Source organism: Chitinophaga pollutisoli, from assembly GCF_038396755.1.
In the GTDB taxonomy this organism is placed as follows: domain Bacteria; phylum Bacteroidota; class Bacteroidia; order Chitinophagales; family Chitinophagaceae; genus Chitinophaga; species Chitinophaga pollutisoli.
This window is the reverse complement of record NZ_CP149822.1, coordinates 5,604,459-5,617,136: the sequence shown is the minus strand read 5'-3', so window position 1 is coordinate 5,617,136 and position 12,678 is coordinate 5,604,459. Positions and strand designations below refer to the sequence as shown.

Sequence of the window (12,678 nt, the reverse complement as noted above, 5' to 3'; positions counted from 1 at the left end):
CGACATGGAAAAAATTAAAACGCTCGGAGCGCTGAAGAAAAGCGGACATATTTATAAATCCGTTAAAGAAGAGATCAGACAGAACCTTATCGCCCGGCTCAAAGCCAAAGAAAGCACCTTCCCCGGCATTATCGGGTACGACGATACCGTGATCCCCGACACCGAAAGAGCCCTGCTTTCCCGCCACAATATCCTGTTCCTGGGCTTGCGCGGCCAGGCTAAAACACGCATGGCGCGGCAGATGATCGACCTGCTCGACGAATTCGTGCCCATCGTGGCCGGATCGGAAGTCAACGACCACCCTTACGAGCCGCTTTCCCGCTACGCCCGCGACCTGGTTGCCAAAATGGGCGACGATACGCCCATCGAATGGCTGCCCCGCGAAGCGCGGTACGGCGAAAAACTCGCCACGCCCGACGTATCGGTAGCCGATCTCATCGGCGACGTGGACCCTATCAAGGCGGCGAACGAAAAACTGAGTTATGCCGACGAGCGCGTGATCCATTTCGGGATTATTCCGCGATCGAACCGGGGCATCTTCGTCATCAACGAACTGCCCGACCTGCAGGCGCGCATCCAGGTGGCGCTGTTCAACATCCTCCAGGAAGGCGATATACAGATCCGGGGGTTCAAGGTGCGGATGCCGCTTGATATCCTTTTCGTGTTCACCGCCAACCCGGAAGATTACACCAACCGTGGGTCCATCGTAACGCCGTTGAAAGACCGCATCGAGAGCCAGATCATCACCCACTACCCGAAAACACTGGAAAACAGCCTGCTGATCACCGAACAGGAAGCCGCCGTGCATGCCGAACAGCAGGAGAAAGTAACGATGCCCGACCTCATCAAGCGCCTCATCGAACAGGTGGCTTTTGAAGCCAGGGCGAGTGAATATGTGGACAAGAAAAGCGGGGTTTCCGCCCGTTTGACCATCGCCGCCTTCGAAAACGCCGTGAGCGCGGCGGAAAGGCGGACTTTCCTCCACGGCGAGCCCTCCACCTATGTGCGCGTCAGCGACCTGCAGGGCATCGTGCCGGCCATTACCGGCAAGATCGAGCTGGTGTATGAAGGCGAACAGGAAGGGCCGCTGCAGGTGGCGCTAAACCTGCTCGACAAAAGCCTGCGCACCCTCTTCGCCCAATACTTCCCCAACCCGGAAACTTTCAAAAAACGCAAGGCCGGCGTGCAGGACCTCAATCCCTACCGCCCCGTCATCCAGTGGTTTGATGCGGGCAACGCATTGCAGCTCATGCAGGACGCCTCGGACAAAGAATATGAAACCACGCTGCGGAAAGTAACGGGCCTGCCGGAGCTGGTGGAACAACGCTTCCCGCAAGCCAACCGGCCCGAGCAACTGCTCCTGATGGAAATGGTGCTCCACGGCCTGGCGGCGCATTCGCTGCTCAGCAAAAAGTCGCTGGAGAATGCCACGCGGTTCTCGGACCTGCTGGGCACCATGATGAATTTCAGCACTTCGGAAGATCCGGAAGACGACGAAGAACTATAACGGGAATTTTTTATCTTGTCTGATAAATCGATTATTACTTCCACGTCAAAACATGAAAACATGCACAGAAGGAACTTCCTGTTCAACACTTCCGCGTACCTGGCGGGGTCTGCCCTGCTGCCGTCTTCCCTTCGCGCCCTTTCGCCGAGCGATAAAGTAAACATCGCCGTGATCGGTGTGAACGGAATGGGCTGGAGCAACCTGAACGCCCTCCTCAAACACCCTGAGACCAATTGCGTTGCGTTGTGCGACGTAGATGAAAACGTGCTGAACAGGCGCGCCGGCGAGCTGGAGAAAAAAACCGGCAAGAAGCCCGCCCTGTATGGCGATTACCGCAAGCTGCTGGAAAACAAGGATATCGACGCCGTAGTGATCGGTACGCCCGACCATTGGCATTGCCTGCAGATGACCGACGCCGTATCCGCCGGGAAAGACGTATACGTGGAAAAGCCCATCGGCAATTCCATCGCCGAATGCCGCGCCATGGTGAACGCCCAGGAAAGAACCGGGCGCGTAGTGCAGGTGGGGCAATGGCAACGCAGTATGAACCACTTCAACGACGCCATCGCTTACGTACATTCCGGCCAGCTCGGCAAAGTGAGGCTGGTGAAAGTATGGGCGTATATGGGTTGGATGAAACCGGTGGCCATGGCCGATAACGCCAAACCGCCGGCCGGTGTGGATTATAAAACCTGGCTGGGGCCGGCGCAGATGCGCGATTTCAACGCCAACCGCTTCCACTTCAATTTCCGTTGGTTCTGGGATTACGCCGGCGGGCTGATGACCGACTGGGGCGTGCACCTCATCGATTATGCACTGTACGGGATGAAGGCTTCCAATCCCAAAAGCATCGTAGCCGCGGGCGGCAAATTCGCGTACCCGGACGATGCCGCCGAAACGCCCGATACCCTCACCGCACTTTATGAATTCGACGGGTTCAACATGCAGTGGGAACACGCCACCGGCATCAACGGCGGTCCTTACGGCCGCGACCACGGCATCGCCTTCATCGGCAACAACGGCACCCTGGTGCTCGACCGTGGCGGATGGGAAGTGATCGCGGAAAAAGACAAGATGGAAAACATCGCCCGCAAAAAAGCCAACGACAACGGCCTCGACAAGCATACCAAAAACTGGCTGGAAGTGATCAAATCCCGCAAGCTCGACGATCTCCATTGCGACATCCGCACCGGCGCCAACGTGGCCATCAACGCGCAGATGGGCAACATCGCCTTCCGGACGGGAGAAAGGATTTATTTCCGTCCTTACGAAGGCAAATTCGACAACAAAAAAGCTAACGCGTTTATCACGCCCGAATATCATAATAATTACAAACTTCCCAAATAACCGACATGCAACGGATCACGAAACTCTTTCTCTGCGCAGCATTCGCCGCGCCCGCTTTACACGCTTCCGCACAGGAGGCCAAGCCGCAAGACACAGAAGTGTGGGAACCGCAGCCCGTTAAAGTAACGCCCGGCACCGGTACCAGCGCGCCCTCCGACGCGATCGTGCTGTTCGACGGCAAAAACCTCGACAACTGGGTGTCCGAAAAAGGCGGCGCCGCCCCCTGGACTATCAAAGACGGCGCCATGACCGTGGCGCCCGGCAAAGGCGGCATCAAAACCAAAGCTTCTTTCGGCGACTTCCAGCTGCATATCGAATGGCGCTCCCCTTCCGTAGTGAAAGGCGAAGGCCAGGGCCGCGGCAACAGCGGTATTTTCCTGCAGGAACAATACGAACTGCAGGTGCTCGACAACTATAACAACAAGACCTACGCCAACGGACAGGCAGGCAGTCTTTATAAGCAAGGCATTCCCCTCGTGAACGCCTGCCGCCAGCCCGGCGAATGGCAGGTATACGACGTGATCTACACCGCGCCCCGCTTTAAAGGCGACGGCACCGTGGAATCGCCCGCCCGTGTCACCGTGATCCACAATGGTGTGCTGGTGCAGAACAATTATGAACTGCTCGGCAAAACCCTCTACATCGGCAAACCATTTTACGAAAAGCACGGCGAATTGCCACTTGCTTTGCAGGACCATGGCGACCTGGTGAGCTTCCGGAATATCTGGCTGCGCAAACTCTGATCCGCCGTCCCAAATTTTCAGGGCCCGATGCACCGTGCATCGGGCTTTTTTTATATGTTTACAACCACACAAACCACCCACTGTTGCAAAACCAGGTTGTTGATATCAGTGATAAGCTACAGGAAGTTGCCCGGGGGAACGAAACCGCCTTCCGCGACCTTTTCCTTCAATATGCCGACCATCTGTATGCCTATATCTGGCAACTGACGAAGTCGCGCGAGCTGGCGGAGGAAGTGGTGCAGGATATTTTCCTCCAGATATGGATCAGCCGCGAGGCACTGGCTGAAGTCCGGAATTTCCGTAATTACCTGTTCGTCATCGCCCGGAACCATGCCCTTAACGCCATGAAAAAGATGATGCGGGAAAGGAAGCGCGCGATGGAATGGGAACTGGCCCGGGGGAAGAAGATACGCCCCCGCCCCGCGAGCCCGACCTCGACATCGTGGAAGAAGCCATCCGGCAGCTGCCCGCCCAGCAGCAGAAAGCCTGGCTCCTGAGCAGGCGGCAAGGGAAGAAATACCAGGAAATCGCCCAGGAAATGGAACTTTCCCGCGAAACGGTCAAAAAATACATCCAGTACGCCACGCAATCGATCGTCAGGTATGTGACCAGCCGCATTTCAACTTTGCTGGCGATCTGCATCCTTCAATCTTTCTGAAAAAAATTGTGAAAATTATTCCCGGCCGGTAGCCCCTTTTTATTTTTACCGTTGTCCCTATTATAACCACTATGCAAAAAGATCCCTCCACAATGCAGGAATTACTGGACCGCTGGATGAGCGGCCAGGCCAGCGAGGCCGAGAAAGAAGCGTTTCTCGATCTGCTCGACAGGCAGGGCGTGGATTCCCTTTCCCCCACCTGCGCGACGCCTGGGAGAACCTGCAGCCCCGCGAGGCGATGAGCGAAGCTGCCAAAGCCGCCATCATGGACCGGATCCTTTTTCATCACCAACAAGAACCAACTCCCGTGCGCAGGATGCGCTGGTGGTATGCAGCCGCCGCCGTACTGGCGCTGGCCATCGCCATCCCCTACGGCTGGAAGCTGTGGAAGGGCAAACAACCCGCCGGAACCACCGCCAGCATCACGCACGACGTAGCCCCCGGCAAGGAAGGCGCCATCCTCACCCTCGGCAACGGCGAGGAAATCGTGCTCGACTCCCTCGGCAACGGCCTCGTTGCCAGCCAGCAAGGCACCCGCATCACCCTGCAAAACGGCAGCCTCGCCTACGATGACGCCGCCGCAAAAGATATCACCTTCAATACCATGACCACGCCCCGCGGCCGCAAGTTCCAGCTGGTACTGCCCGATGGCACGAAGGTCTGGATGAACGCCGGTTCCACCCTCCGCTACCCGACCGCCTTCACCGGCGCGGAACGCCGCGTGGAAATGTCTGGCGAAGCCTATTTCATCGTCGCCAAAGACGCGAAGCATCCCTTCTTTGTAAACGTACAGGGTAAAACCGATGTGCAGGCGCTTGGCACCGAATTCAATATCAACGCCTATGCGGACGAGCAACACATCCAGGCCACGCTCCTGGAAGGTTCGGTACGTGTTCGCAACGGCGGCGCCTCGCGGGTGCTCACGCCCGGCCAGCAGGCGCGCATCGCGCAGGCAGACGGAGCCATGACCATCGTGCAACCCGATCTCGACCAGGTAACCGCCTGGAAAGCAGGGTATTTCAAATTCGAAGGCGCGCCGCTGCGCGAAGTAATGCGTCAACTGGCCAGATGGTACGACATCGATATCATCTACGAAGGCAACGTGCCCGACCAGATCTTCGAAGGCGAACTGCCGCAGTCGCTCCAGCTGTCGCAGGTAATCAGGATATTAACCAAAGTCAACATAAAATTCAGGATCGAAGAGAACAAACGGCTCATTGTATTGCCGTAAACAGTGTAACAGTAGCAATTTGTAACAGCAACCAAAAACAGAAAAATATTGCCATGTTAATACGCTCAAAAAGTCACCGGCGACGACGGTGATGGGAAAGTATTATCCTGCAGGAACGAAAAAAGGGAAGTGTTCGTACCACTTCCCTTTGGAAAAGTTCAGGAGGATAACATAATGCCCGTTGGAACAAGCTTCTTATTTACTCCACCTTAAACCTTTACAAAAGTATGAATTTTTGGACTTTTTGTAAGCATGCCTTCTGTTGCCTGAAATGGGAGGCAGACCAAAATCTCTGCAAGGCGGAGCCCGGTTCCGGGAGGTACCGGAGCAGCCGCTTCACCACAATCGTGAATACGATGAAACTAACCGCCGCTTTCCTTTTTGCCGTGTGCATGCACGTAAGCGCGAAAAGCCTGTCGCAAACCATCACATTCTCCGGCCGGGACGTACCGCTGTCGAAGGTTTTTGCTGCCGTGAAGAAGCAAACGGGATTCGTTTTCTTCTATAACAAGAGCCTCGTGCGCGATGGTTCCACCATTAACATCAACGCCACCAACCAACCGCTGGAATCGTTTCTGAAAGAAGCGCTCCGCGGGCAGTTCCTCGAATATTCGATCGAAGACAAGGTGATCGTGATCACGCGCAAGCCCGTGGAAATCCTGCCCGATATGCCGCCGCCCATCAATATTTCCGGCCGCATCACCGACGACCGCGGGGTGCCGCTGCCCGGGGTTTCCATCAAGGTGAAAGGCACCGGCCGCGGCGCCACCACCAATTCCGACGGCGTGTACAGCATTTCCAACATCCCCGACGACGCACACCTCGTCATCTCCTACATCGGCTTCGAAACGCGGGAGATCGCCGTGCAGGGCAAAACTACGGTAGACCTGCAGCTGGTGCCCGCCAGTAAAGACATCGAGGGTGTAACTGTCGTGGGATATTCGTCTAAGAACGTCAAATACCTGTCCAGCGCCGTGAGCACCGTTTCGCGGGAGAAGCTGCGCGACGTGACGAGCAACAATCTGTCCAGCCTCCTCCAGGGCAAAGCGCCCGGCGTGGTGGTGAGCTCCGGTTCCGGCGATCCCGCCGCCGGCAACAGCATCACCATTCGCGGACAGGGCACCCTGGCCGGCAGCCCCAACCCGCTCATCGTGGTCGACGGCAATATCGGCGGATCGTTCAACCCCACCGACGTAGAGTCCGTCACGATTCTGAAAGACGCCGCCGCTACGGGGCTCTACGGTTCCCGCGCCGCCAACGGGGTGATCATCGTTACCACCCGCCAGGGCAAAGCCGGCAAAACCCGCATCGAATTCAACACCGTAGCCGGTTTCAACAAAGCAGACTTCGGGAAATTCGAACTGATGGACAGCCGCGAGCTGTACGATTACCAGAAAACGTTCACCACCCGGTCAGACACCGTGCTCAATACCAATACCGACTGGCTGGACGTCGCCTTCCGCCGCGCCATGACGCAGAGCTATACCCTCTCCGCTTCCGGCGGCAGTGAAAAAACGCAGTTCTATACCGCGGGCACGTACTTCAAAGAAGAAGGCACCCTGCTCACCAACAGCAAATCCGCCTATAACTTCCGCGCCAACATCACCCATAAACTGACCGATAAAATCAAGATGGCCGTACTGCTCAACGGCAGTTACGAAAAAGCCAATAACCACCACAGCAGCACGTTGTACGGCGCATATACCAACCTGCCGTGGGATAAGCCCTACAACGCCGACGGATCTCCCCGCTTCGGCGCAGGCACCGGCTGGCTGGGGCGCGAACAGCATAACTTCATTTATTCGCTGCAGTATAACCAGTCGTTCAACCGCGCCATGACCTTTAACGGCGACCTGAACCTGGATTATGCCATCACCAGGCACCTGACCTTCAGCACCTACAACCGCGTCAACCTCTACAACTTCAAGTCCACCGAGTACTGGGACCAGCGGTCGAAGGAAGGGACCGCGGACAAGGGGTACCTCGCGCACGACATCCGTTACAGCAATACGCTGCTGAGCTCCAACCGCCTGCGGTACGAAAACCATTGGGGCGATCATAACCTGTCGGTACTCGGCGTAGGCGAAGCGGAGAAATACTATTACGACAACAACGGCATCGTGGGCCGCGGGCTGCCCGCGGGAATGACCGCCATGAGCACGGCTACGGAAGCCAAATCCACGCCCACCGGAGGGCGGGATGAGTACAGCTTCCAGAAGTGGCTGGTACAGGGTGATTACAACTGGGATAACCGGTATTTCTTCCTGGCTTCCTTCGTGCGCGACATCAGTTCCAAGTTCGGGAACAACAACCCCGGCGGTAACTTTTACCAGTTGGGCGGTTCCTGGATTTTGAGCAACGAGAATTTCCTTGCGGGGAACAATACATTCACCTTCCTGAAAGTGCGCCTCAGCCATGGTACCGTGGGCAATCCTCCCCTCCAGAACTACCAGGCGCTCGGGTTATACCAGTACGACCAAACGGCCTCCTATGCGGGATTGAACGGTTCTTTCCCCTTCCAGAAAGCTAATCCCGACCTCACATGGGAAAAGATCCGTGTGAACAACTTCGGCATCGAGCTGGGATTGTTTAAAAGGATCGACCTGAATGTGGACCTGTACGACAAACAGGCCAAATCCCTCCTGATGCTGCGCCCGCTGCCGCTTACAACGGGTTATGCCAACATCATGGAAAACATCGGGTCGATGCGCAACCGCGGGTTGGAGATCAACCTGACGACCAAGAACCTCGTGGGGGAATTCAAATGGGAAACCAGCCTGAACTTCGCACTTAACCGCAATAAGGTAACGAAGCTGAACGGGAACGATAAGTTCGCCAACCCCGGCACCAACCAGCCCGTGGGCCTCAACGAGGATATGGACAAATGGTACATGCGCATCTGGGCCGGCGTAGACCCTGCCAACGGAGATCCGCTATGGGAAAGGATCGTAACCGACGCCGACGGCAAAACCTACCTGACTTACACCAACAGCTACAACGCCGCCACGCTGCAATATACGGGCACATCCTCCGCCCCCAAATTCACCGGCGGCATGCTGAATTCGTTCAGCTACAAAGGTTTTTACCTGAACGCGTTCTTCAACTTCATGTACGGCAACCAGGTATTCAACAGCTCGCGCCAGTTCTTTGATTCCGACGGTATCTACGACAGCTACAACCAGATGGTGCTGGCGGAAGGCTGGAGCCGCTGGAGCAAGCCCGGCGACGTGGCCACCCATCCCAAACCCTTGCTGGGCGGCAACAAAGCGTCTAACGAACCTTCGTCGCGCTTCCTGGAAGACGGCAGCTACATCCGCCTGCGCAACGTGCAGATCGGGTACGATGTGCCGCAGGCCTTCCTGCAAAGGCTCAGGATCGGCAGTGCGCGCATCTTCCTGAGCGGCGACAACCTCTGGACCGGCACCAAATTCTCCGGTATGGACCCCGAAGTATCCTTCGTGAATGCAAACGGCTTCACCAAAGGCGTTTCCGGGACCAAATACCCCATCAGCAAGAAAGTATTACTGGGCGTTAACATCGGATTTTAAAAATGAGAACAATGAAATCAACATACCGCTTCCTGTTCCTCGCCGGCGCGCTCGCACTGTCGATGGCTACAGCCTGCAAAAAACCTTCGAGCCGTCGACCGCCAAAAACGAAGACGACGCGCTCAAAAACGAGGCAGACGTAAAATCCGCCACCATCGGCACTTACGCCGTGCTTAAAAATGCGGATTATGTGCGCTCCATCCACTTCCTCACCGAATACCAGGGCGATAACATCGCGCAGGCGCAGACGTCGTCCGACGCGCTGTCTAACGCCTACCGCTACACGCACCTGGTCGACATGTCGCATGTCAACAACGTATGGAAGCAATCTTACGGAGTGGTGAATGCCGCCAACAAAGTGATCGCCTTCACGCCCGACGGCGCTTCGGCCGGTATGCGGCAGCTGAAGGGGGAAAACCTCTATCTCCGCGCCATGATCTACTTCAACCTGGTACGCATTTTCGGCCGGCCGTATACCCAGGGCAACGGTTCCGGCGAAGCGGTGCCCCTCGTTACCGAAGCCACTACCACCGAGCAGCCTTCCCGCAATTCGGTGAAAGAGATCTATGACCAGGTGGTGGCCGACCTGCTGAAAGCAGCGGAGCTCATGAGCGAGAACAAAAACAACAACTTCGCGTCGAAAGAAGTGGCGCGGGCGCTCCTGGCCCGCGTGTACCTCTATATGGGCAACAACGACAAGGCCATCGAATTCGCCAACCTCGTCATCAATTCCGGGCGTTACAACCTGCTCGACAGCGAGGCGTACAAGACGTATTTCCGGAGCGTGCCGGAAGACAACCGCGAGACCATCTTCTGCATCCGCCATACCAAAGCCGAGAACCGCGACTTCAGCGCCATCGGTTCCATGTATTTCAGCGAGGGCGGGCAAGGGCAGACCGGCTGGGGCGAAATTTACGCTTCCGCGGAATACATGGCCCTGCTGGACCAGCATCCCGGCGACCTGCGGCACGCCTTCATTTCCCCGTACACCAACGCCGGCACGGTGCTTTCCTGGCCTTATACCGCGCCGGTGGCGGATATCCGGATGAATACGCGCCTCAACCCGAATACGCCCATGTATTACATCAACAAGTACAATTACCAGGAAGGACTGGTGAACCTCAGTTCGCCCGTGTACATGCGCCTGGCGGAGATGTACCTGATCCGCGCGGAGGCGAACGCCAAACTGGGCGGCGCCAAATTGCAGCTGGCGGTTGATGACCTGAACGTGCTTCGTCAGCGCGCGGGCCTCACCGGAACGGGGCTGCACACGCTCGCGTCGCTGGCCGCCGCCGGCAAATCCGTGATGGACGCGGTGCTGGAAGAACGCCGCCTCGAACTGGCATTCGAAGGGCACAGGGCCTACGACCTTTTCAGGAACAACCGCGCGCTGGAAAGGAATTACCCCGGCACGCATTCCCTGAACAACACGCCCAGCACCAACATCACGCAAACCATCCTGCCCTCCGACAACCGGGTGATCTTCTTCATCCCCAACCGCGAGCGCCTGGTGAACCCGAACCTCACCCAAAATCCGTAACGCATGCAAAAGAACCACCTTTATCTATATCTCCTGGCTTGCTGCATCGCCGCCGCCTGCGGCAAGGCCGACGCCGTTTTCTTTGAAGACAAGTCGACCGTGATGAAAGCCGACCGCACCGGTTGGAGCGCTACCGCTTCCAGCCAGGAAACCACCTGCGAAACCGCCACGGCGGACCTCGTGCTCGACGGCAAAACCGCGACATACTGGAGCTCACAGGGCTGCCCTACGGTACTCCCCTACCCACATTCCATCACGCTGGACATGAAAAAAGCCATCAACCTGGTTTCCGTCGAAATCATCGCGCGGCAGAACGATGCCAACGGGATGACGAAATTCAAGATGGAAGGCAGCAACGATAGCAATACCTGGACCGTTTTGCGCGACAACCTCGCATTTGTGCCCACCACGCGCACGGCCCAGAGTTATCCCGTGCCATCGTCGGCCACCTGGCGCTACCTGCGGGTTACCGCGCTGGAAGGGCCCATTCAGAAAGCGTTTCTTTCCGAAATCGAAGTGTATACGACTAAATAACAATCATATCTGCCAACGGTAGATGCTACTCTCAACCCCGGAAGCCCGTGCGCGAATGCGCATGGGCTTCATTTTTGTACGCATTCAAATGCTTACATTCATTCCGTTGCGAGCATTATAATATTTTGAAATATAAAAGCATATCGTAATAACCAGACAACCATTTGCCACTTGCTGCGTTGATTACTGGGACTGCCAAGGTGAAATCGTATTATTCCGAAAGGATTTTTTCGGAATGTCTTAGCAGGGACTTAGTAGAGATACAGTACTGACACCGTACTAACACTGTATTGAAACCGTACCAGTGAGTCCGAAACAACGCAAATGCAGTGCAGTAGCGGTATAATGACAAATGTAACATCTATGGTGCATGTTTGCAGGGCGCGTGCAATAAGGCTAAATTAACTGCTTCGGCATCCGGTGGGGCGTGGGAAATGTGGAAAAAGAAAAACCCGCCATGAAGGCGGGTTTTAGAAGATTTTCAGAGGTACCGAGCGGATTCGAACCGCTGTACGAGGTTTTGCAGACCTCTGCCTAGCCACTCGGCCACGGTACCTTTTTTTGTGCCATCCGTTTTTGATGGACTGCAAAAGTAGCAAATTTTAGATATTTGCCAAATCTGATTACAAGATATTTCTTTACGGATAAAAAAATACTGACGTATGTCTACAGGAATCGCCGCATCAGAACTGATTCTCAACGCCCGCGGGGCCGTTTACCATCTGGACGTAAGACCGGAAGAAATCGCGCATACCATCATCACCGTCGGTGATCCGGAACGCGTGCAAAACGTGAGCAAACACTTCGACCGGATTGAAGGTAAATACCAGCACCGCGAATTTGTGACACATACGGGTTTTGTGGGGAATACGCGGATCTCCGTGGTGTCTACCGGCATCGGGACCGACAATATCGATATCGTGCTCAACGAGCTGGATGCCCTGGTGAACATCGATTTTGCGACAAGACAGGTGAAAGAAGAGCTGGTGAGCCTGCGCATCGTACGGCTGGGCACCTCCGGCTCCCTGCAGGAAAATATCCCGGTGGATGCTTTTGTGGCATCGTCGCACGCGATCGGGCTGGATAATTTGCTGCCGTATTACACCTGGCACAATACGCCCGAAGAGCTTCAGCTCCTGGAAGCCTTCCGCGGGCAGGTGCGCCTCCAGCCCCATGCGGCCAGGCCTTACCTCTTTGAAGCCGCGCCCGAACTGCTGGAGCGCTTCGGCGAAGGGTTCCATACAGGCATCACCGTTACCTGTCCGGGTTTCTATGCCCCGCAGGGCCGCCTGCTCAGGGGCGCCCTCTCCCACCCGCAGCTGATCGACCAGCTGGGCGCCTTCAGCTTCGAAAACCGCCATATCACCAATTTTGAAATGGAAACTTCCGGGATCTACGGCCTGGGGCGCGTGCTGGGGCACCGCTGCCTGTCGCTCAGCGCCATCGTGGCCAACCGCGTCCGGGGAGAATTCAGCGCGGATGGCAACGCAGCCGTGGAAAAACTTATCGCCACGGCGCTGCCGGTCATCGCCGCTTGATCCAATGCCAGTATTGTGTAACTTTGCACCAT

Annotated in this window: 11 protein-coding genes and 1 tRNA gene; 11 read left to right on the top strand and 1 reads right to left on the bottom strand. The window is 56.3% G+C overall.

All coding sequences use genetic code 11. From position 1 onward, the window contains the following. Positions 1–4 precede the first annotated feature (4 nt). From WJU16_RS23925 to WJU16_RS23880, 10 genes are all read left to right on the top strand, one after another. A complete protein-coding gene (locus WJU16_RS23925; RefSeq protein WP_341835876.1) occupies positions 5–1,507 on the top strand; it encodes a sigma 54-interacting transcriptional regulator in 1,503 nt (500 codons plus the stop codon). Between the two features lie 60 nt (positions 1,508–1,567). Beyond that, on the top strand, positions 1,568–2,854 hold the full coding sequence (locus WJU16_RS23920) for a Gfo/Idh/MocA family oxidoreductase (protein WP_341835875.1): 1,287 nt from the start codon (positions 1,568–1,570) through the stop codon (positions 2,852–2,854). 5 nt (positions 2,855–2,859) lie between these two features. Beyond that, the gene (locus WJU16_RS23915; RefSeq protein ID WP_341835874.1) at positions 2,860–3,597 is read left to right on the top strand and encodes a DUF1080 domain-containing protein; all 738 of its coding nucleotides are present in this window, start codon (positions 2,860–2,862) and stop codon (positions 3,595–3,597) included. Positions 3,598–3,680: 83 nt separating this feature from the next. Then, the gene (locus WJU16_RS23910; RefSeq protein WP_341835873.1) at positions 3,681–4,094 is read left to right on the top strand and encodes a sigma factor; all 414 of its coding nucleotides are present in this window, start codon (positions 3,681–3,683) and stop codon (positions 4,092–4,094) included. Then, positions 4,040–4,255 carry a sigma factor-like helix-turn-helix DNA-binding protein gene (locus WJU16_RS23905; protein WP_341835872.1) on the top strand — a complete coding sequence of 72 codons (216 nt, stop codon included), beginning with the start codon at positions 4,040–4,042 and terminating at the stop codon, positions 4,253–4,255. The genes WJU16_RS23910 and WJU16_RS23905 overlap by 55 nt, the downstream gene beginning before the upstream one ends. Before the next feature lie 71 nt (positions 4,256–4,326). After that, positions 4,327–4,497 carry a hypothetical protein gene (locus WJU16_RS23900; RefSeq protein WP_341835871.1) on the top strand — a complete coding sequence of 57 codons (171 nt, stop codon included), beginning with the start codon at positions 4,327–4,329 and terminating at the stop codon, positions 4,495–4,497. Between the two features lie 23 nt (positions 4,498–4,520). Continuing rightward, positions 4,521–5,486: a FecR domain-containing protein gene (locus tag WJU16_RS23895; protein WP_341835870.1), complete on the top strand. Its 966-nt coding sequence runs from the start codon at positions 4,521–4,523 to the stop codon at positions 5,484–5,486. Between the two features lie 227 nt (positions 5,487–5,713). Continuing rightward, entirely contained in the window at positions 5,714–9,034 is a 3,321-nt protein-coding gene (locus WJU16_RS23890; protein WP_341835869.1) for a SusC/RagA family TonB-linked outer membrane protein, read from the top strand. After that, positions 8,949–10,574, top strand: coding sequence for a RagB/SusD family nutrient uptake outer membrane protein (locus tag WJU16_RS23885; protein ID WP_341835868.1), 1,626 nt, complete (start codon positions 8,949–8,951; stop codon positions 10,572–10,574). Before WJU16_RS23890 ends, WJU16_RS23885 begins: the two co-directional genes overlap by 86 nt. 3 nt (positions 10,575–10,577) lie before the next feature. Further along, positions 10,578–11,108 carry a discoidin domain-containing protein gene (locus WJU16_RS23880; RefSeq protein ID WP_341835867.1) on the top strand — a complete coding sequence of 177 codons (531 nt, stop codon included), beginning with the start codon at positions 10,578–10,580 and terminating at the stop codon, positions 11,106–11,108. A 485-nt stretch (positions 11,109–11,593) separates the two neighbouring features. Here the strand turns inward: WJU16_RS23880 and WJU16_RS23875 are convergent. Continuing rightward, positions 11,594–11,664: transfer RNA gene (locus tag WJU16_RS23875), tRNA-Cys, on the bottom strand. A 106-nt stretch (positions 11,665–11,770) separates the two neighbouring features. Between WJU16_RS23875 and WJU16_RS23870 the strand changes: the two genes are divergently transcribed. Continuing rightward, entirely contained in the window at positions 11,771–12,646 is an 876-nt protein-coding gene (locus WJU16_RS23870) for a nucleoside phosphorylase (RefSeq protein ID WP_341835866.1), read from the top strand. The last annotated feature ends 32 nt before the right edge of the window (positions 12,647–12,678 follow it).

Coding starts and splice junctions, on each gene's coding strand:
- WJU16_RS23925 (WP_341835876.1), top strand. CDS start 5: ATGGAAAAAATTAAAACGCTCGGAGCGCTGAAGAAAAGCGGACATATT.
- WJU16_RS23920 (WP_341835875.1), top strand. CDS start 1,568: ATGCACAGAAGGAACTTCCTGTTCAACACTTCCGCGTACCTGGCGGGG.
- WJU16_RS23915 (WP_341835874.1), top strand. CDS start 2,860: ATGCAACGGATCACGAAACTCTTTCTCTGCGCAGCATTCGCCGCGCCC.
- WJU16_RS23900 (WP_341835871.1), top strand. CDS start 4,327: ATGCAAAAAGATCCCTCCACAATGCAGGAATTACTGGACCGCTGGATG.
- WJU16_RS23895 (WP_341835870.1), top strand. CDS start 4,521: ATGGACCGGATCCTTTTTCATCACCAACAAGAACCAACTCCCGTGCGC.
- WJU16_RS23890 (WP_341835869.1), top strand. CDS start 5,714: ATGAATTTTTGGACTTTTTGTAAGCATGCCTTCTGTTGCCTGAAATGG.
- WJU16_RS23885 (WP_341835868.1), top strand. CDS start 8,949: ATGCAAACGGCTTCACCAAAGGCGTTTCCGGGACCAAATACCCCATCA.
- WJU16_RS23880 (WP_341835867.1), top strand. CDS start 10,578: ATGCAAAAGAACCACCTTTATCTATATCTCCTGGCTTGCTGCATCGCC.
- WJU16_RS23870 (WP_341835866.1), top strand. CDS start 11,771: ATGTCTACAGGAATCGCCGCATCAGAACTGATTCTCAACGCCCGCGGG.